This is a genomic window from Pantoea sp. MT58 (genome assembly GCF_014495885.1).
Lineage (GTDB): Bacteria > Pseudomonadota > Gammaproteobacteria > Enterobacterales > Enterobacteriaceae > Pantoea > Pantoea eucalypti.
The window spans coordinates 1,916,493-1,941,504 of sequence record NZ_CP061083.1 but is presented as its reverse complement, the minus strand read 5'-3'; the positions used below and the strand labels follow the sequence as shown (position 1 = coordinate 1,941,504).

Below are 25,012 nucleotides of genomic sequence, written 5' to 3'. Positions count from 1 at the left end.
AAAAAGAAAACGCAGCCACGGGGCTGCGTTTTTAGCATTCAGGCAACGCTATTAACCGGAGTTACGTTTGCTGCCCGGATTGCGGCGTGGCGCACGAGGTGTGCTGCTCACTTTAGTGTGCCGTTTCACGGCACGACGAATCTGGTTCGCCTTGGTACGACGACGATCTTTTTCGACCACCAGCTTAGTGACGGTTTCATCATCCAGCTCAACCAGGTTACGCAGGTAGTTTACCGCTGGCAGATCCAGTTCAGTCCAGCCACCACGTGGCAGGCCTTTTGGTAAGGTGATATCGCCGTAGCGGACACGCATCAGACGACTGACCTGCACGCCGACCGCTTCCCACAAACGACGTACTTCACGATTACGTCCTTCGGTGAGGGTGACGTTATACCACTGGTTGATCCCTTCCCCGCCGCCAAACTTAAGCGTTTTAAACGCAGCCGGGCCATCTTCCAGCTGAACACCTTTACTCAACTGACGAATTTTATCATCGTCGACCTGGCCAAAGACGCGCACTGCATATTCACGTTCCACTTCACGGCTCGGATGCATCAGGCGGTTCGCCAGTTCACCGTCGGTGGTGAAGAGCATCAGACCACAGGTGTTCACATCCAGACGGCCAACGGCAATCCAGCGTGAACCACGCAGACGAGGCAGGCGGTCAAACACCGTTGGGCGGCCTTCAGGATCGCTGCGGGTACAGAGTTCGCCTTCCGGTTTGTAGTAAGCCAGCACACGGCATACTTCGGTTGCGGATTCAGCAATCGATACCAGATGGCCATCAATACGGATTTTCAGGGATTTGCTGCTTTCGACGCGGTCGCCCAGTGTGGCGATCTTGCCGTCAACGCTGACACGGCCAGCAGCTATCATTGATTCGATTTCACGACGCGAGCCATGACCGGCACGCGCTAAGACTTTCTGTAACTTTTCGCTCATTGAGCTTCCTCTTTGTCGCCTTCCCAGGCGTCATGATTGGGTGATAATCCTTTCTAAATCAACAGGTTAACTTAGTAAGTTTGCCCCATTATACAGGCATTTAACGCTGATGTAACGTGCTTTATGAGCAGAGCAATGGCTTAATAATAGTTTGGTTTCTGATTGTTTTATATCTGATAATCTTTAATTTACATTTAAATAACATCACCCTTTATCATAAGAAAATATGTTTAATAAAACGCAGACATCAAAAACTTTATAGCTGAGCGTAATTAAATTTCTTAAGCATTCATTTCCAGGCAAAACCATGTTCTGATGATAAAAACCTTAACACTACCTTAAGCTTCTTTTGCTGGGCTCGTGCTTTTGATGCTCTGCAAAAAGCGCCAGTGCTAGTGTAAAAAACTGCCTGTTTGATTTTATCCATGACAAGCGATCGGTCGATATAAAAAAGGCAGTTGATTCCTAAGGGAGATTTATTTAAAACCTTATTTTCCGTGATATTTGTTTTTTATTAACTTTAATAAATTGTACGATACTATTAAGATGGTACACTTAATCTCAGCAGTACAATAAAAAAACATAAAAACGCGATAAAGCGTTTTTGCAACATCAGCGTGTGGTTATGCCATACGTTAATAAAAATAGCGTTTTTTAATTAATCCAATAAACCGGCGCATCCGGAGTTGTTGCGTTAATACGGTTCAGTGATGAACCTTGCTTGCATGTCACAAATCTTCACCAGGGATTTTCCGACATGCCTGAATAAAGAAAACCATTATGAGAAACCTGTTTCTGTGCCCGGTGCTTGCTGCACTGGTCCTGAGCGGTTGCTCTGTGGGCCATACTGAGTACAGTCGCACGGCGATGCAGCACGTAGATATGAGCGTGACGGGCATTCCGACGATCCTCGGTCTCGGCACACTGGGCACCAGCATACCTCTGACGCCTGAATATAGCCTCACCGCTGCGCACGTTGCTAAAACTGCCGTACAGCGCGTGAAGTCATATCACCCTTATTGCGACCTTGCGATTATTTATCACAAGAATGATGCTAACACGCTGGCTAAATTCCGCAGCGGTGACATCGGCGATCCCGTTAAAATGTATGGCTACAGCTTTATTTCCGCGATGCCCGTTGAATCGACAGGGGTTAATTTAGCCCGCACGGCTATCAGGAATAACTGGAATAAAAGCCCCTGTATCGCCATGGCGTCTAACGCAGGCGTGGTTCAGGGAATGTCGGGCGGCGGCGTTTACAACCGTGATGATACGCTAAGCGGCGTTATTGTTGGCTATTCTGATTCGATTAAGAATGGTCGTAATAACAAAGTGATCCTGAAAGATGTGTCACTTTATATTCCTTACGGCCAGTTTAAGAGCTGGCTAGAGTCGAATCTGGCTCAGACACCGACCCGCGGTGTCTGAAGCCCGACTTAATTACAGGAACGGGCGGGTATCGCCCACCCCTTCACGCACAATTTCCGGTGCATCGGTGGTCAGATCGACCACCGTGGTCGGCTGCTGTCCCAGCGTGCCGCCGTCAATGATCAGATCGACCAGCTTACCAATGCTGTGCTGAATCTCTTCCGGATCGGACTCGGTGAAATCGTTGCCCGGCAGGATTAATGAGGTCGACATCATCGGCTGATTCAGGGCTTCCAGCAGCGCCAGTGCGACTGGATTGGAAGGCACGCGCAGACCAATGGTCTTACGCTTCTCATTCATCAGGCGACGCGGCACTTCTTTGGTCGCCTTAAGAATAAAGGTGTAGTTACCCGGCGTGTTGTTTTTCAGCAGACGAAAGGCGGAGTTGCCCACCTGCGAATAAACCGACAGTTCTGAGAGGTCACGGCACATCAGGGTGAAGTTGTGGTGCCCATCGAGCTGACGGATACGGCAAATGCGCTCCATCGCGCCCTTCTCTTCCAGCCGACAGCCCAGCGCATAGCCGGAATCGGTCGGATAGACGATGACGCTGCCTTTGTTCAGATAGTCGACCGCCTGATTAATCAGGCGCGGCTGTGGGTTATCCGGATGAATGTGAAACAATTGACTCATAAAAACCTCGTGTCACCTTTCCGTGATTGCCAGGCTGGGAGCGAGATCCGGGAAGCGTTCCCAGACCGGCTCAACCGCCGCGGGCAGCCAGAGTTTGCGGCCCAACTCAATCCACGGGCAGGGTTGATGAAAATCAGAACCTTGTGATGCGGCCAGTTCATTATCTCTGGCGTATTGCGCCAGTGTCGTGCGCTCATTAGGTGGCTGCTGGCACTGTGCGACTTCCATCGCATCGCCCCCCGCTTCGCGGAAATGGGCGACCAGTCGTTTAAGCCACTTTGCCGATAAACCGTAACGGCCAGGATGCGCCAGCACGGCACAACCACCAGAATGATGAATCGCATCAATAGCTTGTTTAATTGTACACCATTGTGGCGGCACGTAGCCGGTTTTGCCACGCGCCAGATAATTTTTGAACACCTGCACCATGTTCTCAGCTTTACCCTGCTCAATCAGGAAGCGGGCAAAGTGACCACGGGTAATGATGCCGCCATCTGCCAGTCGCATCGCTCCCGCCAGCGCATCCGGAATACGCGCCCTGGCCAGTCGTTCACCGATCTCTTCGGCCCGTATCCGACGGCACGCATGTTGTCCGGCCAGAAAGGTCACCATCGCCGGATGGTGGATATCAATGTTCAGGCCCACGATGTGAATCTCATGGTTCTCCCAGAGTGTGGAGATCTCTGCACCTGCCAGCACCTTTATCGGTAAATCCTGGTCGAGTGCCGTTTGCTGCGCTTCTTCTACACCTGCAACGCTGTCGTGGTCGGTGATCGCCAGTACGCCGACGCGCATCTCTACAGCTCGCTGCACCAGCGCAGCTGGCGTCAGAAAGCCATCGGAGGCACGCGTGTGACTGTGTAAATCGTAAACCGGGAAACGGGCGATATCGCTCAAGAGAACTCCTGCTAATACTAAACCGGCCAGCATGATAACGATTTTAATGCTCAGTGAAAAAGGCTATTGACTTTTCCGCGCTGAACCCGTTAACTAGTACACAAGTTCACACGTAACGGGTATTGAATCATGGCTGTTGTAATCACGCATTTAAACGGTTGGCGCGATGTTCCCGAATACGGGCGACTGGGTCGTGCACACTTTGCGTAAACGCTGTGCTAATACCTGAGCCCGCCACCGAGCGGGCTTTTTTTTGAGCGAAATTCAGAGAAATCATCATGCCAAATGCGAAACCTACAGTGAAGTTGATTACCGGCAACGCGCCCTACCGCGAAGATCCGGCCGCAGTGTTTCATCAGCTGTGCGGCGCACGTCCGGCAACCCTGCTGCTCGAATCTGCTGACATCGACAGCAAGCGCAATTTGAAAAGCCTGCTGATTGTCGACAGCGCGCTGCGTATCAGCGCCATGGGTAATACGGTTACCGTTCAGGCGCTGTCAGAAAATGGCCGCGCCGTGCTGCCACTGCTGGATGAGGCGCTGCCCGCCTCCGTCAGCAATCAGGTCCGTCCCGATGGACGCGAGCTGACTTTCCCGCAGAGCACCGATCATCAGCAGGATGAAGATTCCCGCCTTAAGGCCCTGTCGGTGTTTGATGCACTGCGTCTTATTCCACAGCTGGTTAACTCCTCTGCCGACGAACGTGAAGCCGTTCTGCTGGGAGGCTTGTTTGCTTACGACCTGGTCGCAGGGTTTGAAACCCTGCCGGAGCTGGATAATCAGCAACGCTGTCCCGACTACTGTTTTTACCTGGCAGAGACCTTACTGGTGATTGATCACCAGACCCGCAGCGCGCGTCTGCAGGCCAGCCTGTTCTGCCCGTCCACCAGCGAATTCCAGCGCCTGCAACGTCGCATTGAGCAGCTCCATGGTCAGATGCTGCAGCCTGCTCCGGCCCTGCCGGTTCAGACGGTAGAGCAGATGTCGCTGACGACCAGCCAGAGTGATGAAGAGTACTGCGACGTGGTTCGCACCATGCAGCAGGCGATTCGCATCGGCGAGATTTTCCAGGTCGTGCCGTCGCGCCGCTTCTCGCTGCCGTGCCCGTCACCGCTGGCCGCCTACGACACGCTGAAAAACAGCAACCCAAGCCCGTACATGTTTTTCATGCAGGATCAGGATTTCTCCCTGTTTGGCGCGTCGCCTGAAAGCTCGCTGAAGTATGACGCCACCTCGCGTCAGATTGAGATCTACCCGATTGCCGGTACCCGTCCACGTGGCCGCCATGCAGATGGTTCACTGGACCGCGATCTCGACAGCCGCATTGAACTGGAGATGCGCACCGACCATAAAGAGCTGGCTGAACATCTGATGCTGGTGGATCTGGCGCGTAACGATCTGGCGCGTATCTGCGTGCCCGGCAGCCGTTATGTCGCTGATCTGACCAAAGTCGACCGCTATTCTTTTGTGATGCATCTGGTTTCCCGCGTCGTGGGCACGCTGCGCGCCGACCTCGACGTCCTGCACGCCTATCGCGCCTGTATGAACATGGGCACGCTAAGTGGTGCACCGAAGGTTCGTGCCATGCAGCTGATTGCCGGTGCTGAACGCACGCGTCGCGGCAGCTATGGCGGCGCGGTGGGTTACTTCACTGCCCAGGGCGATCTCGATACCTGTATCGTTATTCGTTCGGCCTATGTCGAAGACGGCGTTGCCACCGTGCAGGCGGGCGCCGGTGTGGTGCTGGACTCTAATCCGCAGGCTGAAGCGGATGAAAGCCGCAATAAAGCCCGCGCCGTACTGCGCGCTATTGCAACTGCCCATCACTGCAAGGAGATCTTCTGATGGCCGATATTCTGCTGCTCGATAACATCGACTCATTTACCTATAACCTGGTTGATCAGCTGCGGACCTTTGGTCACAACGTGGTGATTTATCGCAACAATCTTCCCGCTGAACTGTTAATTGAACAGCTGCAGCGGATGGAAAATCCGGTGCTGATGCTCTCCCCCGGCCCCGGTGCACCAAAAGATGCTGGCTGTATGCCGGCGCTGCTGCGGGTGCTGCGCGGTCGTCTGCCAATTATCGGTATCTGTCTGGGGCATCAGGCAATTGTCGAAGCCTATGGCGGCCATGTGGGTCAGGCAGGCGAGATCCTGCACGGCAAAGCCTCTTCCATCGTTCATGACGGCGAAGCCATGTTTAACGGCCTGAGTAATCCACTGCCGGTGGCGCGCTATCACTCGCTGGTGGGCAGCAACACGCCAGATGAGCTGACGGTCAACGCCAGTTACAACGGGATGGTCATGGCTGTTCGCCATGAAGCCGATCGCGTCTGCGGTTTCCAGTTCCATCCAGAATCGATTTTGACTTCTCAGGGCGCGCGTCTGCTTGAACAGACGCTGGCCTGGGCGCTGGCGAAGTAACAGGGAGAATAACGATGCAACAGACACTGGAAAAACTTTACCAGGCGCAGACGCTGAATCAGGCTGAAAGTCATGCGCTGTTCAGCGCCATTATTACCGGACAGCTGGAGCCCACGCAGCTTGCTGCCGCGCTGGTTGCCATGAAAGTACGCGGTGAAACGCCGGAAGAGATTGCCGGAGCCGCCACGGCGCTGCTGGAAGATGCCAAACCGTTTCCCCGCCCGGATTACGCGTTTGCCGATATCGTGGGCACCGGTGGAGATGGCAGTAACAGCATTAATATCTCGACGGCCAGCGCCTTTGCGGCCGCGACCTGCGGTCTGAAAGTCGCTAAGCACGGCAACCGCAGCGTCTCCAGTAAATCGGGTTCGTCGGATCTGCTGGCCGCTTTTGGTATTAATCTTGATATGCCCGCTGACCGTGCGCGCCAGGCGCTGGACGATCTGAACGTCTGCTTCCTGTTTGCGCCCCAGTACCACACCGGCTTTCGCCACGCGATGCCGGTCCGTCAGCAGCTGAAGACCCGTACGCTATTTAATGTGTTAGGTCCGCTGATCAACCCGGCGCGCCCTCCACTGGCAGTAATCGGTGTTTATAGCCCGGACCTGGTGATGCCGATTGCCCAGACGCTGAAAGTGCTGGGTTATCAGCGCGCCGCAGTGGTTCACGGTGGCGGCATGGATGAAGTGGCGCTGCACGATGTGACACACGTGGCTGAACTCCGTGAAGGGGAAATCACCCGCTATCAGCTTTCGCCAGAAGACTTTGGTTTTGGCTTCCATCCCAAAGAAGCGCTGGCGGGCGGCACGCCGGAAGAAAATCGTGACATTCTGACGGCTTTACTCCAGGGTAATGGCCAGCAGGCCCATGAGGAGGCGGTCGCCGTCAACGTGGCGATGTTGCTTAAAGTATTTGGTCAGGAAGATCTGCGTGAAAACGCACAGCAGGCGCTTAACGCCATCCGCAGCGGACAGGCTTATGAGCGTGTAGTCGCACTGGCAGCAAGAGGATAATCATGAAAGGCACCGTGTTAGAAAAAATTGTTCAGGACAAAGCGATTTGGGTTGAAGCCCGCCAGCAGCAGCAGCCTCTTTCCACCTTTCAGAACAGCATTGAACCTGCCAGCCGTCATTTCTACGACGCGCTGCAGGGCGCAAGAACCGCGTTTATCCTGGAGTGTAAAAAAGCGTCACCCTCAAAAGGCGTGATTCGCGAGGATTTCGATCCGGCCGCCATTGCCGGGGTTTACCGCCATTACGCTTCCGCGGTGTCCGTGCTGACTGATGAGAAATATTTTCAGGGCGACTTCGCCTTTCTGCCGATTGTCAGCGCTGCCATCACCCAGCCTGTGCTGTGCAAAGATTTTATCATCGACCCTTATCAGATCTATCTTGCCCGCTACTACCAGGCGGATGCGATCCTGCTGATGCTGTCGGTACTTGACGATGAGCAGTATCGTCAACTGGCCGCCGTGGCGCACAGCCTGAAGATGGGCATTCTGACGGAAGTGAGTAATGAAGAGGAGCTTGAGCGGGCTATCGCGCTGCAGGCTAAAGTCGTGGGAATTAATAACCGCGATCTGCGTGACCTCTCTATTGATCTCAACCGTACCCGCCAACTGGCGCCACGCCTGTCGCACGGCGTGACGGTCATCAGTGAATCGGGTATTAACAGCTACGCTGATATTCGCGAGCTGAGCCACTTTGCGAATGGCTTCCTGATTGGCTCAGCCCTGATGGAAGAAGCTGACCTGACGGGCGCGGTGCGTCGCGTCACGCTGGGCAGCAATAAAGTGTGCGGCTTAACCCGTGACGAAGATGCACGTGCTGCGTATGAAGCTGGCGCGATCTACGGTGGTCTGATTTTCGCTGAAGGTTCACCGCGCCAGATCGACACCGCCACTGCACATACCGTGATTGCTGCCGCGCCGCTGCGCTATGTCGGCGTATTCCGCAACAACTCAGTTAGTGACATTGTCACGCATGCCACCGAACTTTCACTGTCCGCAGTGCAGTTACATGGCAATGAGACACCGGAATTTGTGGCCGAACTGCGTGCGGTGCTGCCCGCAGAGATTCAGATCTGGAAGGCGCTGCGCATTGAAGGCACGTTACCGGCGCGCGACTGGCCCCATGTTGACCGCTATGTCTTTGATAATGGCGATGGCGGCACCGGACAGCGTTTCGACTGGTCGCTGTTGCAGGGTCAGACGCTGAACGATGTGCTGCTGGCCGGTGGCCTGAGCGCAGATAACTGTGTTGAAGCCGCGCAGCTGGGCTGTGCCGGACTGGACTTCAACTCTGGCGTGGAAAGTGCGCCTGGCATCAAAGATGCCCGTAAAATTGCCGCTGTGTTTCAGACACTGCGTGCCTACTGATTTGCCTGGCCTGCTCCACAGCGGGCCCGAGAAAGGAAGATAAAAATGACGTTACTGAATCCCTATTTTGGCGAGTTTGGCGGAATGTATGTTCCGCAGATCCTGATGCCCGCTCTTCAGCAGCTGGAACAGGCGTTTGTCGACGCCCAGAAAGATCCTGAGTTTCAGGCCGAATTTACCGACCTGCTAAAGAACTATGCGGGTCGTCCTACTGCCCTGACGCTGTGCAAAAACCTGACAAAAGGCACGAAAACCCGCCTCTACCTGAAGCGTGAAGATCTGCTGCATGGTGGCGCGCACAAAACCAACCAGGTGCTGGGTCAGGCGCTGTTAGCCAAACGCATGGGCAAAAACGAAATCATTGCCGAAACCGGGGCCGGTCAGCACGGTGTGGCTTCCGCGCTAGCCTGTGCGCTGCTGGGCATGAAATGCCGCATCTATATGGGTGCGAAAGATGTCGAGCGTCAGTCACCTAACGTGTTCCGTATGCGTCTGATGGGCGCAGAAGTAATCCCGGTTCACAGCGGCTCCGCCACGCTCAAAGATGCCTGTAACGAAGCGCTGCGCGACTGGTCTGGCAGCTACGAGACCTCTCACTACATGCTCGGCACCGCGGCGGGTCCGCATCCCTTCCCGACCATTGTGCGTGAGTTCCAGCGCATGATCGGCGAAGAGACTAAAAAGCAGATTCGGGAAAGAGAGGGCCGTCTGCCAGACGCCATCCTCGCCTGTGTGGGTGGCGGCTCCAACGCTATCGGGATGTTTGCCGACTTTATCGACGAACCCGGCGTGAAGCTGATTGGCGTTGAGCCTGCCGGCCACGGCATTGAGACCGGCGAGCATGGCGCACCGCTTAAGCACGGCCGCGTCGGTATCTACTTCGGAATGAAATCACCGATGATGCAAACGCATGATGGCCAGATTGAAGAGTCTTACTCGATTTCTGCCGGTCTCGACTTCCCTTCAGTTGGTCCGCAGCATGCGCACCTGAACAGCATCGGTCGTGCAGAATATGTCTCCATTACCGATAACGAAGCAATGGACGCGTTTAAACAGCTGTGTCGTGCGGAAGGTATCATTCCGGCGCTGGAATCCTCTCACGCCCTGGCGCACGCTATGAAGATGATTCACGCCGAACCGGAAAAAGAGCAGTTGATTGTCGTTAACCTCTCTGGCCGTGGCGACAAAGATATTTTCACCGTTCATGATATTTTGACAGCGCAGGGAGAAATCTGATGGAACGTTACAATCAACTTTTTACCCGTCTGTCAGCGAACAACGAAGGGGCTTTCGTTCCTTTTGTGACGCTGGGCGACCCTTCTCCCGAGCTTTCACTGCGCGTGATTGACGCCCTCGTTGAAGGTGGCGCGGATGCGCTGGAGCTGGGCATTCCCTTCTCCGATCCGCTGGCGGATGGGCCGACCATTCAGAACGCAACATTGCGCGCCTTTGCGGCGGGCACCAACACCAGCCAGTGTTTTGAAATGCTGGCGACTATCCGCCGGAAATACCCGGATTTGCCGATTGGATTACTCATGTACGCCAATCTGGTCTTCACTAACGGCGTGGATGCGTTTTATGCCCGTTGTGCCGAAGCGGGTGTCGATTCGGTTCTGGTGGCGGATGTCCCGGTTGAAGAGTCAGCGCCTTTCCGCCAGGCGGCTCTGCGTCACGGCGTTGCCCCTATCTTTATTTGTCCGCCTAACGCCAGCGATGACCTGCTGCGCGAGATTGCGTCGCACGGCCGGGGTTATACCTACCTGCTGTCACGCGCCGGTGTCACGGGGGCCGAAAATCGCGCCAGCCTGCCGCTGAAGCATCTGATCGACAAGCTGCGCGGATACCACGCGGCACCACCGCTGCAGGGCTTTGGGATTTCAGAGCCTGAACAGGTGAAAGAAGCGATTGCTTCCGGCGCCGCAGGTGCGATCTCCGGTTCTGCGATTGTCAAAATCATTGAAAAGCATCATGCAGAACCTGAAGTGATGCTGAGCGAACTGAAAAATTTCGTCAGCCGCCTCAAAGCCGCCAGCCGTTAATCCTGCCAGCATGCCTTATCCCACGATAAGGCATGATTTGTTTCCTTTTTTTTCATTTCGCTATTTGCCCTTTTTGCAAAATCTGCACCACAATGACAATGCGCCGTTACGGTAACGTCGCATCCATTTTGTGACAGGGAGAGAAGGCAATGAAATTCGTTAAACTGCTGACAGGTGCTGTACTGGCGGGCGTGGTTGCGCTGACACTGAGCGCCTGTGCGCCAACCGCAACCAAAGAGGGAACCGGTGGCTATATTGATGACACCGTAGTGACCACGAAAGTTAAAGGTGAGCTGCTGAAAGATGAGTCGCTGAAATCAACTGAAATCAACGTAGAAACCTTTAAAGGTAAAGTTCAGCTGAGCGGCTTTGTTTCATCACCACAGATGGCTAATCGTGCCGTACAGGTCACGCGCAGCGTGCCGGGCGTGAAGTCAGTCGTCAACAACATGCAGATAAAATAACGTCTTAACAGACACAAAAAGGCCGCTGATTCAGCGGCCTTTTTCTCATCAGAAACGGTAACCCGCTCCGAAGAAGAAGACCCAGGGATCGATGCGCATATTGATGTTCTGCTGTTCGCCACCGGCTTTAAACTTCACTTCCGTGTCAATATCCATGTACCACAACGACGCGTTCAGCATCCAGTCACGGTTAATCTGATAATCCAGACCAACCTGACCTGCCATACCCCAGGAATCTTTTACGCTGAGATCGGTCAGTCCCGCATCGCGGCCCGTCTGATTGAAATCGGCATCGTAGAAGGTGGTGTAGTTGATACCTACGCCGATATAAGGACGCACTTTACTTTTGCTGTCAAAAAAGTAGTACTGCGCCATCAGCGTGGGGGGTAACTGGCGCACGGTAGCCAGCGTGCCGGTCGGACCAAGACCCACTTTATGGCGGAATGGCGTGGCCGCCAGTAGCTCGACGCCAATGTTATCCGTTGCCATATAGGTAAAGGTCAGACCCAGTTGCGTGTCGTTGGAAGCGCTGAAAGACCCCATCCCCAACACATTATCGGAACCTTCGGTAGGACGGACGGTGGCACTGCCGGCCCGCATAAAGAAGTCGCCCGCTTCGTGTGCCATTGCCAGCTGGGGAAGAGCCAGCGCCAGCAGCATCGCGCATTTTGCCAGTTTCATCATCACTCCTTTGCTTAATGTGAATGTAGCGACTGTCATCGCTTTTTAGCTGGCAATTATTTAACGTGATTCAGAGAAAATTGCACTCTGTAACATTCAGATAAAGTGTTTAAAAAACAATGGGTTGATTTAGATCAATTTCAACTGCGGCGGCCACAGCCAAATTCCCCTTGCTGAATAATTTTGCCCGCTCTATGTTGCTTATCTTCATTGTTGATTTTGGTTCGATGCCCTGGGAGGGGCGGATGATCAAATGAGTGAGCTTTCCAACCCTTGTGTCAGCTGTGGCGCCTGCTGCGCCCATTTCCGTGTCTCATTTTACTGGGCTGAAGCCGATGATGCGGGCGGCCTGGTGCCGACCGAATTAACCGAACCGCTTAACCTGTTCATGCGTAATATGCGTGGCACTAACCGTGCAGCACCCCGCTGCGTTGCTTTACAGGGCGAAATTGGCGGCTGTGTCTCTTGCGGCATCTATGAACAGCGTCCTGCGCCCTGTCGGGAATTCACTTTGTCCGGTGAAGGAGGTATTCATAATGAAGCCTGCGATCGTGCCCGCGCCCGTTATGGTCTTTCTCCCCTTTTTTCGCCATCTTTACCTGTTATGACAGAAAGTTATGCCCTGCCGGGTGCCCCGGAGCTGCCAGAACATGTACAATCGCCGGGTTAATTAACCCGGTTCCTTCAAGGAGTGTACATGTCTATCACGGCAAGCTCGTTATACCGTGACACAGGAAATTTTGCGCGGCATCAACTCTCTACAGTGTTGTTGATGTCGCTGCTGGCCGCTTTTGTCACTGTCATGCTGGTGCATGTGCTGACACCAGGTGCCGATCAGATGGCCATCCTGCAACAGGGCGATGACAGTGCCAGTTCGTTGTTTGAGATGGTGCAGAATATGTCACCGGAACAGCAGCAGGTGCTGCTGCGTGCCTCGGCGGCCAGCACCTTTGCGGCGCTGATGGGGAATACGCTGCTGCTTGGCGGCATGCTCTATCTGATCCCGATGGTCTCCTCAGGCCAGCGTGTCAGTGCGCTGCGGGCGATTGGTGCGTCAGCGCCGCTGTTGCCAAAGCTGCTGCTCCTGACCTTCCTGATGACGCTGGTGGCGCAACTGGGCTTTATGGTGCTGGTGGTGCCAGGCATTCTGCTGACGATTCTGCTGTCGCTGGCGCCCGTGATGGTCGCCAGTGAGAAGATGGGTGTCTTTGCCGCGATGCGCGCCAGTATGCGGATGGCCTGGAAGAATGTGAAGCTGATTGCCCCCGCAATACTGCTCTGGCTGCTGGCCAAAGTAATAGTGATGCTGTTTTTCTCTTCGCTGACGGTACTCCCGCTGAATGTTTCCTCGGTAATTTTCACTGCGGCAGGCAATGTGGTTTCAGCAATGTTGATTATCTACCTCTATCGGCTCTATATGCTGTTACGTTGATTGACGGTGTGCCTTCGGGCGCATTTGAAGCCAACTCTGAATGGAAAAACTATGAAGCAGCTACTCGACTTTCTCCCCCTGGTGGTCTTTTTCATCTTTTATAAGCTTTATGACATTTTTGTCGCCTCGGGCGCCCTGATTGTGGCAACCGGTCTGGCCCTGGTGGTCAGCTGGGTGCTTTATCGCAAGCTGGAAAAGATGACGATTTTCACCTTTGTGCTGGTGGCCGTTTTTGGCACCCTGACGCTGGTGTTCCACAACGATGAGTTCATTAAGTGGAAAGTCACGGTGATCTACAGCCTGTTTGCCGCCGCCCTGCTCTACAGTCAGTGGTTTATGGAGCAGACGCTGATTCAGCGCATGCTGGGTAAAGAGCTGCAACTGCCTGATGCGGTCTGGCGCAGGCTCAATGTCGCCTGGGCGCTGTTCTTCCTGATCTGCGGCCTGGTCAACATCTATGTTGCCTTTTGGTTATCTCAGGCGTTTTGGGTTAACTTTAAAGTGTTCGGTCTCTCGGGTCTGACCTTACTGTTTACCCTGCTTAGCGGGCTTTACATCTGGCGACAGATGCCGCAGCAGGAACAAAAATAATCATCTGCCCGGCTCGCCGGGCATTTTTTTAGCATTTACCTGCATAAAAAGTGGAAGCAATGGGCGAAAAACATAAATTACCGCAAGGCGAAATGGTGCTGCGAACGCTCGCCATGCCGGCAGACACCAACGCCAACGGCGATATTTTTGGTGGCTGGCTGATGTCACAGATGGATATGGGCGGCGCTATCCTGGCAAAAGAGATCGCTGAAGGACGTGTGGTTACCGTGCGCGTTGACGGTATGTCATTCATGAAGCCTGTCGCGGTGGGCGATGTGGTGAGTTGCCATGCGAGCTGTCTCCGTACCGGTAACAGTTCCATGACGATTAACGTGGAAGTGTGGATCAAAAAAGTGTCATCTGAGCCGATTGGTCAAACCTACTGTGCAACGGAAGCGGTATTTATCTATGTGGCAGTCGACAATGAGGGGAATTCACGTCCTCTGCCAGCCGGCCGCGCCAATCAGCAGCCTGCAGGATAACTGACGGGTCAGGCAATCTGAGCCTGACCCGGCGCCTTACTCAATACTGGCACCGCCATTGATTTTGAAAACGATATTCATCGTCAGCCCCTGTCCTGGCTTCTCTTTCTCGTAGCGCCAGTTTTTCATCGCCTGTTTGACGGTCCGCTCAAACATATTGCTCGGCTGTGCAGAGAGGATCTGGATATTATCCACCCGTCCGTCGCTGTCCACATCGAATTTTACCCGAACGCGCCCTTCTATCCGCAGTGCCAGAGCACGCGGCGGATAACCTGGCTTGGTAACGGCCAGGGCTTTGGGACCGGTTGAGGCCGATGCCGTGGGTGACGGCGTTGCTTTTGGCGCTGCAGCAGGTTTGTTCTGGGTCGCCGGAACATCCTGCTTAAAGGGGTCAGCCTGCGGTTTGGTCTCCCGACGCGGCTTCACCTCGCGTTTGGGCTGCTCCCGCTTGTGCTCCGGTTTGGGTTTAGGTTTGGGCTTTGGTTCAGGTTTAGGGATCGGCACCGGCTCTGCTTTCGGCGGCTCCGGTACAGGCTGCGGTTCGGGTTCTGGCTGGGGTTCTGGCTGCGGCGCAGGCGGCTGCACGATGGCCGGTGCAGGCTCGGGCTGGACCTCCGGCGCGACCATCGTCACGCTGATAGGCTGCGACGCCTTAGGCACCTCACTCACCTGCTGGAATGACATATACAGAATTCCGGCAATCACAGCGCCATGCAAAGCTACAGACAACAACATGGAGACAGGCGTGCGTTTAGGTAATGGCATAGTCAGCGTGGTCATAACAGTCGCGGCGATTGAATGAAGCAGCGATTTTAAATGCAAATAGCAATCAGTTTCAATAACTCCCGCCATCCTCTCTGAAGAAAAGCGCTTTTTAGCCCTTTATGCTGAGCGATTCACCCTCTACAGGTTTCGTTTGCACTCTAATCGTCAATCCCTTAACGTGTTGCAAAATTCGGATAATCAGGAGTTCCTTAGTGCTTTACGTCATTTATGCAGAAGATACTGCAGAGTCACTGGAAAAACGTAACGCCGTTCGCCCCGCCCATCTGGCGCGGCTTAAACTGCTGCAGGAAGAGGGACGCCTGATCATTGCAGGGCCGATGCCTGCAGTTGACAGTAACGATCCGGGCGTGGCGGGCTTTACCGGCTCAACGGTGATTGCTGAGTTTCCATCATTAGAAGCCGCACAATCCTGGGCGCAGGATGACCCTTATTTTGCCGCAGGCGTCTACAAACAGGTCTCGGTTAAACCATTCAAACGCGTCTTCTGATAGAGAACATGCAGTCAAAATGGCTTCTGTGCCTGGCACAGAAGCCATTTTTGTTTTTATCATTGAAGGAGGAAAGATGCAGATAATCATTATGGGACTGCTGGCAATTATCACGCTGCTGATTGGCGGTGCAGTTTATCTCTGGCGCACCCAGGGGTGGCGTAATAAAAAACAGTGGATTGTCATGCTGATTGTGCTGGCGGCCGCCCTGCAACTGGTCAACGTTACGCTGATGATGACGGCGCAGCGTCTTCCGGGATAATGTTCACTTAGCAATGCATCTGGTTCACAGAATAATTGATTAACGCTTTAACCGTAACTGTGTTGCGAGATAATCATAAGGCAACCCAATTTAATACCGTGGCGTTTATGCAGGACCACAATTAATAAAGGCGTTGCCCCTGACTGACTGAATTCGATCGCGTAGTGAGATTCGCCTGCACTCTGCTTTACACATCTCTTGCTGACACAATATCGGCGCGCGATTAACTCCGGTCCAGGATCAGGCCAATTAATGCATGGTAGTGCTGCTCTTCTTCCGGGTTGTCGACATGTTGTAAACGGCTGATAAGTTTTGAGCAGATAGCTTTACGATTCAGGCTACGGCCAGAACTGATAATTTCTGTCACAACAGATCCAAGAATGGCCTGCTGGGAAGGCTGCGCAGCACTGTGCAAATAAGCTGAGATATCAGATACTGAAGCGGGAATACGAACGTTAGTCTGCATGGTTGGCCCTCATAGGATTCATTAAAAGTTACTAACCGATGCGGTAAAGCTATACAACCAGGCCTTAGTTGTACAGGTATTTAGGTTAAAAAATCGCTGATTTGTACATTTAAAAAAATAAAATCATAAATTTCAGTAGCTTGACTAAATGTAAAGTTGTACAGGTTTCCTGTCATTCATCACCTCCTGTTCTGGTATCCTGACCGCTACGCGCTGTTGTTCGGCTAATTATGATCTGAACATCATTTTTTTAGCTTTAAAGAGGAATTATTCAGAAGGGCTGTCTACATTTATTACTGATTGATTACACCTCTGACCTCGAAGGGATGCGCAGTATCGTCGCGGGCTCATTATGAATAAAACCTACACTCGCCAGACTATTACGCTGTTTGATCCGCTGTTATCACGGATTCAGGCTATTGCCGATCCAAAAATTGAAGTTCTGAGTGGTTATCCGGCCAACTGCTCAGCGTGGCTGACCGTTTATTATCAGCGTAAGTCTGATAAATGGTCTTTTGAATGGTATGACCGTGTGGGTTATCGCAGACCCACATCGCTGGGCAGCGTAGTGGATTGTCTGATGCGTGAAGTCACCGATCGGGGAGCGTCACGACAGGAACATTCCATGGCGCGACGAGTGATGGATGAATTAGGGTTTCTGGAAGCCTGATTATATTATCTGCGTAATAAACAGAATCGAGCGACGCTGCTGCTGGGCCAGTTGATGGCGGATGCAGTGGATGCGTTTATAGCGTCGCGACTGCCCTTCCAGCCAGCGTGAACGACGGCGATGCACCTGACGTAACATTCTCCAGCGCGCCACTTCATTTCTGCTTCGTTTCATCACTTCCTCACTGACGTCATCTATGCCGGGGCATTATAGAGATCTTTGCGGCAATGCCAAATCGGATCCTTCATCGATGATGTCTTGGATTAAGGGTTTCGTTAACCGGCTTCTGCACGTAAACTTGCCGGACGAAAGCGCGAACGGGACGTCCACTTTATGACCACTTTTTACACCCTGATCAGCTGGTTACTGGTATTTGGTTACTGGCTGCTCATCGCCGGGGTGACGCTGCGCGTATTAATGAAAAGACGTGCGGTAACATCCGCCATGGCATGGCTTCTGGTTATCTATATTCTGCCACTGGTAGGCATAATCGCTTATCTTTCGTTTGGCGAACTGCATCTGGGTAAACGTCGTGCGGAGCGTGCGCGCACCATGTGGCCGTCTACCGCCCGCTGGCTCAGTGACCTGAAACAGTGCCGTGAAATTTTTGCCACTGAACACAGTGACGTTGCTCGCTCGCTCTTCGAGCTTTGTTACCATCGCCAGGGCATTGCCGGGGTCAAGGGAAACCAGCTTCAGCTGCTTACCAGCTCTGACGATGTTATGCAGGCGCTGATTCGTGATATTCAACTGGCACGCCACAACATAGAGATGGTTTTTTATATCTGGCATCCCGGTGGGCTGGCAGATGAAGTCGCAGAATCGCTGATGGCGGCCTCGCGCCGTGGCGTTCACTGCCGACTGCTGCTCGACTCAGCGGGCAGCGTCGACTTTTTCCGCAGTCCCTGGGTGGGCATGATGCGCAATGCCGGGATCGATGTCGTAGAGGCGTTGCAGGTTAGCCTGCTGCGCGTCTTCCTGCGACGAATGGATCTCCGCCAGCATCGTAAAATCGTTCTGATTGATAATTACATCGCCTATACCGGCAGCATGAACCTGGTCGATCCGCGCTTCTTTAAACAAAGCGCGGGCGTAGGCCAGTGGATTGACCTGATGGCGCGTATGGAAGGTCCGGTAGCGACCGCGATGGGCATTGTTTTCAGCTGCGACTGGGAGATTGAGACCGGTAAGCGCATTCTGCCGCCGCCGCCCGATCGCAACATCATGCCGTTTGAACAGGAGAGCGGCCACACGGTGCAGGTCATCGCCTCCGGTCCTGGCTTCCCGGAAGATATGATTCATCAGGCGCTGCTGACCGCGGTCTATTCAGCGCGTGAGCAGCTGATCATGACGACTCCTTACTTAGTGCCGAGCGACGACCTGCTGCATGCTATCTGTACGGCCGCACAGCGTGGCGTTAATGTCAGCGTGATTGTGCCGCGTCACAACGACTCGCTGCTGGTCGGCTGGGCCAGCCGCTCCTTCTTCAGCGAGATGCTGGAAGCGGGCGTGAAAATCTATCAGTTTGAAGATGGTCTGCTGCACACTAAAAGCGTGCTGGTCGATGGACAGCTGAGCCTGGTGGGCACCGTGAACCTGGATATGCGCAGTTTATGGCTCAATTTTGAAGTGACGCTGGTGGTCGATGACGCCGGTTTTGGCAGCGATCTCGCCTGTGTGCAGGATGATTATATCGCCCGTTCCCGCCTACTGGATGGCAAGCGCTGGGCAAAACGTGCGTGGTGGCAGCGCATCGTCGAACGACTGTTTTACTTCTTCAGCCCTTTACTGTAAAACGAGCCAGATTGTGTAAATGGCCGCAGGCCGACAGGACAGACTATGGATTTAAATAATCGCCTTACCGAAGATGAAACGCTGGAACAAGCCTACGATATCTTTCTTGAGCTGGCTGTCGACAATCTTGACCCGGCAGACGTCATTCTCTTCAATCTGCAGTTCGAAGAGCGCGGTGGCGCAGAGCTGTTTGATCCGTCTGAAGACTGGAAAGATCATGTCGATTTCGATCTGAACCCTGACTTTTTCGCCGAGGTGGTGATTGGGTTGGGTGAAGCGGACGGTGAACCGATTACCGACGTCTTTGCTCGCGTGTTGTTGTGTCGCGAAAAAGATCACAAGCTCTGTCATATCCTGTGGCGTGAATAAGCGTCAAAGCAGATAAGAAAACGCCGGGCAAGTGCCCGGCGTTTTGCATTATAGCGGGTCGACTTTCAGACAGGATACCGCATGGTGGAAACTGCCTTCCAGAAGCGGACGGGTTTTCGCACATTCCGGACCGGCAATCGGACAACGGGTGCGGAATACGCAGCCGGATGGCGGATTAATCGGCGACGGCAGCTCCCCTTCCAGCAGCTGAATCTCCTTGTTCTTCTCTTTATCCGGATCGGGAATCGGTACAGCAGACATCAGCGCACGGGTGTATGGATGCTGCGGATTGGTGTAGACCTCTTTGTAAGTCCCCAGCTCCACCGCATGCCCCAGATACATCACCAGCACCCGGTCAGAGATGTGTTTCACCACCGCCAGATCGTGCGCAATGAAAATCAGCGACAAGCCCATTTCCCGCTGCAACTGCTGCAGCAGGTTCACCACCTGCGCCTGAATCGAGACATCCAGTGCAGACACCGGCTCGTCACAGATAATCAGCTTCGGCTCCAGAATCAGCGCACGTGCGATACCGATACGCTGACACTGCCCACCCGAGAACTCATGCGGGTAGCGGTTAATCAGGTTTGGCAGAAGCCCGACTTTCATCATCATATTTTTGACACGGTCTTTGACTTCCTGACGCGCCATTTTTGGATGATAAGTACGAAGCGGCTCTGCGATGATATCGCCGATGGTCATGCGCGGGTTCAGGGACGCCAGGGGATCCTGGAATATCATCTGGATATCGCTGCGGGCTTTGCGCCACTCCTCTTCGCTCTGACCCAGCAGATCGCGGCCTAACCAGGCGACACGACCTTCGGTGGCCTTAACCAGGCCGATAATGGCGCGCGCCAGCGTCGATTTACCGCAACCCGACTCGCCCACCACGCCCAGGGTTTCACCTTCATACAGACGCAGGCTGACACCATCCACCGCTTTCAGGGTTTTTGATGGCTGCCAGAACCACTGTTTGCCATCTTTAATGTCGAAATGCACCTTGAGATCGGCGATTTCCAGTAACACTCTTTTTTCAGCTACGGTGCTCATACTAACTCCTCCACCGGCTTAAAGCAGGCACGCAGACGGCCATTGCCAAACGGTTCCAGCGGCGGTGCCTGGGTGCAGATATCCATCGCGTGCGGACAACGCGGCTGGAACGGGCAGCCCTGCGGCAGACGCAGCAGGTTCGGTGGATTGCCCGGAATGGTGGCCAGGGTTTCGCCTTCAATCGCATCCAGACGTGGCACCGCATTAAGCAGGCCAATTGAGTAAGGATGGGCTGGCTGGTAGAAGACATCACGGGCGCTGCCATACTCCATAGTGCGTCCGGCATACATCACCAGCACTTTGTCGCAGATGCCTGCCACCACGCCGAGATCATGGGTGATCATGATAATGGCGGTGTTGAACTCGCGTTTCAGGTCGTTGAGCAGCGTCATAATCTGCGCCTGCACCGTCACATCCAGCGCGGTAGTTGGCTCATCGGCAATCAGCAATTTTGGGCGGCACAGCAGCGCCATGGCGATCATCACACGCTGACGCATTCCGCCGGAGAATTCATGCGGGTACATTTTCATGCGTTTGCGTGCTTCTGGCATTTTCACCGCATCCAGCATCCTTACGGACTCTTCGAATGCCTGGGCGCTGTTCATCCCTTTGTGCAGCTTAAGCACTTCCATCAGCTGCTCGCCTACCCGCATATAGGGGTTCAGTGAGGTCATCGGATCCTGGAAGATCATCGCAATCTGTTCGGCGCGGAGTTTATTGAGCTGGTTCTCAGGCAGATTCAGGATCTCTTTACCGTTGAACATTGCTGAGCCGCCAATGCGGCCATTTTTTGCCAGTAGCCCCATCAGGGCAAAGGCGGTTTGTGACTTGCCAGAACCAGACTCGCCAACAATGCCCAGCGTTTCACCGGCGCGCAGCGAGAAGTTCAGGTCGTTGACGGCGGTAACATCCCCATCGTGCGTGCCAAAGGTCACGCGTAAATCTTTGACCGTAAGTAGCTGTTCGCTTCCCGCGCGGGCCGCCATCGCTGGCTGGAATTCATGAATAGTCATCGGGAAACTCCTTAACGATCTTTCGGGTCGAGGGCATCACGCAGGCCATCGCCAATAAAGTTGAAACAGAACAGCGTGACCACCAGGAAGCCCGCCGGATAGAGCAACAGCCACGGCGACACCTCCATTGAGTTAGCCCCGTCGCTGAGCAGCGCGCCCCAGCTACTCAGCGGCTCCTGTGTCCCCAGACCCAGGAAGCTCAGGAAGGATTCAAACAGGATCATGCTCGGTACCAGCAGCGAGGCGTAAACCACCACCACGCCCAGTACGTTTGGCACGATGTGACGTACCACGATTTTCCAGGTTGATACCCCACCGACATGCGCCGCTTCGATGAACTCTTTGCGCTTCAGGCTCAGCGTCTGGCCGCGCACAATACGCGCCATATCCAGCCATGAAACCATGCCGATAGCGGCAAAAATCAGCAGGATATTACGACCAAAGAAGGTCACCAGCAGGATCACGAAGAACATAAACGGGAAGGAGTTGAGAATTTCCAGAATACGCATCATCACCGAGTCGGTTTTGCCGCCCAGGTAACCGGCTATTGAGCCATACAGCGTGCCGACGATCACCGCAATCAGCGCAGACGCTACGCCCACCATCAGTGAGATACGACCACCGATGGCCACACGGACCAGTATGTCACGTCCCGATGAATCGGTGCCAAACCAGTGACCAGATGTCGTATCGGGCGGTGAGGACATCATGGACCAGTCGGTATCGTCGTAGGTGAAATGCGCCAGCATCGGCGCAAAAATCACGAACAGCGTGATTACTAACAACACCAGCAGACTGATTAAGGCTGCCCGGTTATGGATAAAACGACGACGCGCGTCCTGCCAGAGACTGCGCCCTTCTACTTCCAGCTTTTCACTGAACGCATCAAGAGCTTCGCTGTTTTTCTTACTTAACATCATGGCGAACTCCGCAATCAGTAACGAATTTTGGGATCGATAACGGCATAGAGCACGTCAACAATCGCGTTAAACAGAATGGTCAGCAAACCGACCAGGATGGTCAGGCTCATCACCAGAGAGTAGTCACGGTTCAGCGCGCCGTTCACAAACAGCTGACCGATACCCGGCAGACCGTAGATCGACTCAATCACCATCGAACCGGTGATGATGCCGACAAACGCCGGTCCCATGTAGGAAATCACGGGCAGCAATGCGGGCTTGAGCGCATGACGCAGCACAATGCGGCGCAGCGGCAAGCCTTTGGCGCGCGCGGTGCGGATAAAATTGGAGTGCATCACTTCAATCATTGAACCACGAGTGATACGCGCAATACTGGCGATATACGCCAGCGACAGCGCCACCATCGGCAACAGCATGTAGTTCCACTGACCACCGTTCCAGCCACCGCCGGGCAGCCATTTCAGGGTGATGGCGAAGAGCAGAACCAGCAGCGGCGCGACCACGAAACTCGGTATCACCACGCCGGTCATTGCCACCCCCATCACCACGAAGTCCCATATACTGTTCTGTTTAAGCGCGGCGATCACACCCGCCGTGACGCCCAGTATCACCGCCAGCAGGAACGCGGCCAGGCCGAGTTTGGCTGAGACCGGGAACGCGTGCGCGACCAGATAGTTGACCGAATAATCTTTGTATTTAAACGAAGGGCCGAAATCGCCGTGCGCCAGCTGCAGCAGGTAATCAACATACTGCTTACCGATGGGATCGTTGAGGTGATATTTCGCCTCAATATTGGCCATCACTTCCGGGGCCAGGGTGCGCTCGCCGGTAAACGGGCTGCCGGGTGCCAGTCGCATCATAAAGAAGGAGATGGTGATCAGGACGAACAGCGTCGGAAGCGCTTCAAGCAAGCGACGCAGGATGAATTTTAACATTGCCGTACCTACCAGGCTGTTGCATCACAACATATAAATAAGTAAAAAAGGCGGCGCCAGACGCGCCGCCACTGCTGATAGCCTGAATGCTATTAGTGTTTGATAATGTAGAAGTCTTTATCCAGGGTTTTATCCAGTGGATCTTTACCGGTATAACCGCCGACATAAGGCTTCACCAGACGCGTATTTACGTAGTAGTAAACCGGTACGATGGTGCTGTCTTTATCCAGGATCTGCTCCGCTTTCTGATAATCCACTGCGCGGGCTTTCGCATCCGGTGCCTTAATCGCGTCACGGATCACTTTGTCAAACGCCTCGCTCTTATAGTGCGAGGTGTTACTGCTGCTGTTAGACAGCATGGTGTTCAGGAATGAAGTGGGTTCGTTATAGTCCGCACACCAGGCCGCACGCGATACATCGAAGTTACCCTGATGACGGGTATCCAGGAAGGTTTTCCACTCCTGGTTTTCCAGCTTGATGTTCACACCGATGTTTTTCTTCCAGATCGACGAGGCGGCAATCGCCAGCTTCTTATGCAGATCGGAGGTGTTATACAGCAGGTTAAAGGTCAGCGGTTTGTCGGCGGTATAGCCGGCTTCAGCCAGCAGCTTTTTCGCTTCGGCATTACGTTTGTCCTGTGACCATTTGAACCAGTCTGGCGGCAGGATATCCATGCCGTCGGTTGATGGCGGCGTGTAGCTGTAGGCCGGCTTCTGGCCCTGCGCCAGCACTTTGTTAACCATGATGTCACGATCCAGACCCAGCTTCAGGGCGGCGCGAACGCGTGGATCGGTGAATGGCGCTTTCTGGTTGTTGATTTCGTAGTAATAGGTGCAGAGATAAGGATCGACGTGCAGCTCTTTGCCGTTGTCACGCTGCAGTTTCTTAAACAGCTCAATCGGCAGATTGTTGTAAGTCATGTCGCTGCCGTTCTCGGAGAAGTAACGGTTAACGTCGCTGACTTCGGAACTGATTGGCAGGAAGGTGACTTTGTTCAGCACGGTGTGTTCGTTGTCCCAGTAATTCGGGTTACGCACCAGGGTGATACGCTCGTTGATCACGTGCGCGTCGAGTTTAAAGGCACCGTTGCCGACCCAGTTCTGTGGCTGAGTCCACTGATCGCCAAACTTCTCAATCGCCGGTTTATAAACCGGTGACATTACGGAGTTGATCAGCAGTTTATCAAAATAGGGAACCGGCTCACTCAGCGTGACTTCCAGCGTGTGATCGTCCAGGGCTTTCACGCCCAGATCGGTAATCGGTTTTTTACCGGCAATGATGTCATCGACGTTCAGGATATGACCATATTGCGGATAACTGGCGTACGGTGAAGCGGTTTTAGGATCGACCAGACGCTCCCAGCTGTAAACGAAGTCCTGCGCGGTCACCGGCTCGCCGTTGGACCATTTAGCATTTTTACGCAGGTGGAACGTCCACACTTTGAAGTCTTTATTTTCGTAACTTTCCGCTACAGCCGGAATCGGTTTACCGTTGCTGTCATTGACCAGCAGACCTTCGTAAAGATCGCGCGCCACGTTGTCTTCCGGCACGCCTTCGATTTTGTGCGGATCGAGCGACTGCACTTCATCGCCATTGCCGCGAATCAGCTCCTGTTTAGCGGCCAGCTCAACGCCTGCGGGCACATTTGCTGCGAAAGCCGCATTCCCTGCCAAAGCACTCACTGCGGCGAAAACACCCGCTGCTATCAGGCTTTTTTTCGTGATGTTGTTCATTATTACACTCCAGTTTTATTATCGTCACCGTGGCGATGCGCTGCCCCGGCGTCCCCCGTCTCCGGGCTCCCTGGCCTGTTACCAGGGAGATTGACCCCAAAATGGTCTGTACGTTGATGCGTTCCCGACTGTCTC

Annotated in this window: 27 protein-coding genes, 1 pseudogene and 1 other annotated feature; of the genes and pseudogenes, 16 read left to right on the top strand and 12 right to left on the bottom strand. The window is 53.9% G+C overall.

Annotated elements, in window-relative coordinates; genetic code table 11:
* Positions 1-51 precede the first annotated feature (51 nt).
* Positions 52-942 carry a 23S rRNA pseudouridine(2605) synthase RluB gene (gene rluB, locus IAI47_RS09210; protein WP_003853880.1) on the bottom strand — a complete coding sequence of 297 codons (891 nt, stop codon included), beginning with the start codon at positions 940-942 and terminating at the stop codon, positions 52-54.
* 780 nt (positions 943-1,722) lie between these two features.
* Between rluB and IAI47_RS09205 the strand changes: the two genes are divergently transcribed.
* Positions 1,723-2,370: a hypothetical protein gene (locus IAI47_RS09205; protein WP_008925283.1), complete on the top strand. Its 648-nt coding sequence runs from the start codon at positions 1,723-1,725 to the stop codon at positions 2,368-2,370.
* A 12-nt stretch (positions 2,371-2,382) separates the two neighbouring features.
* Here IAI47_RS09205 and IAI47_RS09200 read toward each other — a convergent pair whose 3' ends face one another.
* Both IAI47_RS09200 and IAI47_RS09195 read right to left on the bottom strand, forming a co-directional pair.
* Complete coding sequence (locus tag IAI47_RS09200; RefSeq protein ID WP_003853883.1) at positions 2,383-3,003, bottom strand: L-threonylcarbamoyladenylate synthase; 621 nt, start codon at positions 3,001-3,003, stop codon at positions 2,383-2,385.
* A gap of 12 nt (positions 3,004-3,015) precedes the next feature.
* Positions 3,016-3,933, bottom strand: a complete 918-nt coding sequence (locus IAI47_RS09195; protein WP_167518470.1) for a PHP domain-containing protein — start codon at positions 3,931-3,933, stop codon at positions 3,016-3,018.
* A 120-nt stretch (positions 3,934-4,053) separates the two neighbouring features.
* Positions 4,054-4,155 (top strand) — a sequence feature (Trp leader region).
* 23 nt (positions 4,156-4,178) lie between these two features.
* On the opposite strand from IAI47_RS09195, the gene IAI47_RS09190 reads away from it, so the two are divergent.
* The 6 genes and pseudogenes from IAI47_RS09190 to IAI47_RS09160 all read left to right on the top strand — a co-directional run bounded on the left by IAI47_RS09190 (position 4,179) and on the right by IAI47_RS09160 (position 11,205).
* Positions 4,179-5,744: an anthranilate synthase component 1 gene (locus IAI47_RS09190; RefSeq protein WP_003853887.1), complete on the top strand. Its 1,566-nt coding sequence runs from the start codon at positions 4,179-4,181 to the stop codon at positions 5,742-5,744.
* A pseudogene (gene trpD / locus IAI47_RS22040) lies at positions 5,744-7,338 on the top strand (bifunctional anthranilate synthase glutamate amidotransferase component TrpG/anthranilate phosphoribosyltransferase TrpD). The gene IAI47_RS09190 and the pseudogene trpD overlap by 1 nt, the downstream one beginning before the upstream one ends.
* Positions 7,339-7,340: 2 nt before the next feature.
* Entirely contained in the window at positions 7,341-8,702 is a 1,362-nt protein-coding gene (gene trpCF / locus IAI47_RS09175; protein WP_008925286.1) for a bifunctional indole-3-glycerol-phosphate synthase TrpC/phosphoribosylanthranilate isomerase TrpF, read from the top strand.
* Positions 8,703-8,747: 45 nt separating this feature from the next.
* Complete coding sequence (gene trpB / locus IAI47_RS09170; protein ID WP_008925287.1) at positions 8,748-9,938, top strand: tryptophan synthase subunit beta; 1,191 nt, start codon at positions 8,748-8,750, stop codon at positions 9,936-9,938.
* Positions 9,938-10,741 (top strand): tryptophan synthase subunit alpha, encoded by an 804-nt coding sequence (gene trpA / locus IAI47_RS09165; protein WP_003853893.1) that lies wholly within the window; start codon positions 9,938-9,940, stop codon positions 10,739-10,741. The genes trpB and trpA overlap by 1 nt, the downstream gene beginning before the upstream one ends.
* Positions 10,742-10,890: 149 nt before the next feature.
* The gene (locus IAI47_RS09160; protein WP_003853895.1) at positions 10,891-11,205 is read left to right on the top strand and encodes a BON domain-containing protein; all 315 of its coding nucleotides are present in this window, start codon (positions 10,891-10,893) and stop codon (positions 11,203-11,205) included.
* A gap of 48 nt (positions 11,206-11,253) precedes the next feature.
* On the opposite strand, the gene ompW is transcribed toward IAI47_RS09160, so the two are convergent.
* Positions 11,254-11,889 carry an outer membrane protein OmpW gene (gene ompW / locus IAI47_RS09155; RefSeq protein WP_181162201.1) on the bottom strand — a complete coding sequence of 212 codons (636 nt, stop codon included), beginning with the start codon at positions 11,887-11,889 and terminating at the stop codon, positions 11,254-11,256.
* Positions 11,890-12,139: 250 nt separating this feature from the next.
* On the opposite strand from ompW, the gene IAI47_RS09150 reads away from it, so the two are divergent.
* From IAI47_RS09150 to yciA, 4 genes are read left to right on the top strand one after another with little or no spacing between them, the layout of a single operon-like run.
* Positions 12,140-12,556 (top strand): YkgJ family cysteine cluster protein, encoded by a 417-nt coding sequence (locus IAI47_RS09150; RefSeq protein WP_008925289.1) that lies wholly within the window; start codon positions 12,140-12,142, stop codon positions 12,554-12,556.
* 27 nt (positions 12,557-12,583) lie between these two features.
* Entirely contained in the window at positions 12,584-13,318 is a 735-nt protein-coding gene (locus tag IAI47_RS09145) for a YciC family protein (RefSeq protein WP_003853901.1), read from the top strand.
* A 51-nt stretch (positions 13,319-13,369) separates the two neighbouring features.
* Positions 13,370-13,909: a septation protein A gene (locus IAI47_RS09140; RefSeq protein WP_003853904.1), complete on the top strand. Its 540-nt coding sequence runs from the start codon at positions 13,370-13,372 to the stop codon at positions 13,907-13,909.
* 59 nt (positions 13,910-13,968) lie between these two features.
* Positions 13,969-14,391 carry an acyl-CoA thioester hydrolase YciA gene (yciA, locus tag IAI47_RS09135; protein WP_003853906.1) on the top strand — a complete coding sequence of 141 codons (423 nt, stop codon included), beginning with the start codon at positions 13,969-13,971 and terminating at the stop codon, positions 14,389-14,391.
* 36 nt (positions 14,392-14,427) lie between these two features.
* On the opposite strand, the gene tonB is transcribed toward yciA, so the two are convergent.
* The gene (tonB, locus tag IAI47_RS09130; protein WP_008925290.1) at positions 14,428-15,171 is read right to left on the bottom strand and encodes a TonB system transport protein TonB; all 744 of its coding nucleotides are present in this window, start codon (positions 15,169-15,171) and stop codon (positions 14,428-14,430) included.
* A gap of 197 nt (positions 15,172-15,368) precedes the next feature.
* On the opposite strand from tonB, the gene IAI47_RS09125 reads away from it, so the two are divergent.
* Together IAI47_RS09125 and IAI47_RS09120 are read left to right on the top strand one after the other, a co-directional pair.
* Positions 15,369-15,665: a YciI family protein gene (locus IAI47_RS09125; protein WP_003853909.1), complete on the top strand. Its 297-nt coding sequence runs from the start codon at positions 15,369-15,371 to the stop codon at positions 15,663-15,665.
* Positions 15,666-15,741: 76 nt separating this feature from the next.
* Complete coding sequence (locus tag IAI47_RS09120) at positions 15,742-15,927, top strand: hypothetical protein (protein WP_003853911.1); 186 nt, start codon at positions 15,742-15,744, stop codon at positions 15,925-15,927.
* A 223-nt stretch (positions 15,928-16,150) separates the two neighbouring features.
* Here the strand turns inward: IAI47_RS09120 and ycgZ are convergent, their stop codons facing one another.
* Positions 16,151-16,393 (bottom strand): regulatory protein YcgZ, encoded by a 243-nt coding sequence (ycgZ, locus tag IAI47_RS09115; RefSeq protein WP_003853913.1) that lies wholly within the window; start codon positions 16,391-16,393, stop codon positions 16,151-16,153.
* A gap of 352 nt (positions 16,394-16,745) precedes the next feature.
* Between ycgZ and IAI47_RS09110 the strand changes: the two genes are divergently transcribed.
* Positions 16,746-17,063 carry a hypothetical protein gene (locus IAI47_RS09110; protein WP_003853915.1) on the top strand — a complete coding sequence of 106 codons (318 nt, stop codon included), beginning with the start codon at positions 16,746-16,748 and terminating at the stop codon, positions 17,061-17,063.
* Here the strand turns inward: IAI47_RS09110 and IAI47_RS09105 are convergent, their stop codons facing one another.
* Complete coding sequence (locus IAI47_RS09105) at positions 17,064-17,237, bottom strand: YciY family protein (RefSeq protein ID WP_003853917.1); 174 nt, start codon at positions 17,235-17,237, stop codon at positions 17,064-17,066.
* Positions 17,238-17,396: 159 nt separating this feature from the next.
* Here IAI47_RS09105 and cls point away from each other — a divergent pair, with 159 nt between their 5' ends.
* Both cls and IAI47_RS09095 read left to right on the top strand, forming a co-directional pair.
* Positions 17,397-18,857 (top strand): cardiolipin synthase, encoded by a 1,461-nt coding sequence (cls, locus tag IAI47_RS09100; protein WP_003853919.1) that lies wholly within the window; start codon positions 17,397-17,399, stop codon positions 18,855-18,857.
* Between the two features lie 45 nt (positions 18,858-18,902).
* The gene (locus IAI47_RS09095; protein WP_003853921.1) at positions 18,903-19,226 is read left to right on the top strand and encodes an HI1450 family dsDNA-mimic protein; all 324 of its coding nucleotides are present in this window, start codon (positions 18,903-18,905) and stop codon (positions 19,224-19,226) included.
* Between the two features lie 48 nt (positions 19,227-19,274).
* On the opposite strand, the gene oppF is transcribed toward IAI47_RS09095, so the two are convergent.
* The 5 genes from oppF to oppA form a co-directional block, all read right to left on the bottom strand.
* The gene (gene oppF / locus IAI47_RS09090) at positions 19,275-20,276 is read right to left on the bottom strand and encodes a murein tripeptide/oligopeptide ABC transporter ATP binding protein OppF (RefSeq protein ID WP_003853922.1); all 1,002 of its coding nucleotides are present in this window, start codon (positions 20,274-20,276) and stop codon (positions 19,275-19,277) included.
* Positions 20,273-21,289, bottom strand: coding sequence for an ABC transporter ATP-binding protein (locus IAI47_RS09085; RefSeq protein ID WP_003853924.1), 1,017 nt, complete (start codon positions 21,287-21,289; stop codon positions 20,273-20,275). Before IAI47_RS09085 ends, oppF begins: the two co-directional genes overlap by 4 nt.
* An 11-nt stretch (positions 21,290-21,300) precedes the next feature.
* On the bottom strand, positions 21,301-22,209 hold the full coding sequence (oppC, locus tag IAI47_RS09080) for an oligopeptide ABC transporter permease OppC (protein ID WP_003853926.1): 909 nt from the start codon (positions 22,207-22,209) through the stop codon (positions 21,301-21,303).
* 14 nt (positions 22,210-22,223) lie between these two features.
* The gene (gene oppB / locus IAI47_RS09075; RefSeq protein ID WP_003853929.1) at positions 22,224-23,144 is read right to left on the bottom strand and encodes an oligopeptide ABC transporter permease OppB; all 921 of its coding nucleotides are present in this window, start codon (positions 23,142-23,144) and stop codon (positions 22,224-22,226) included.
* Between the two features lie 92 nt (positions 23,145-23,236).
* Positions 23,237-24,877 (bottom strand): oligopeptide ABC transporter substrate-binding protein OppA, encoded by a 1,641-nt coding sequence (oppA, locus tag IAI47_RS09070; protein ID WP_008925291.1) that lies wholly within the window; start codon positions 24,875-24,877, stop codon positions 23,237-23,239.
* Between the last annotated feature and the right edge of the window lie 135 nt (positions 24,878-25,012).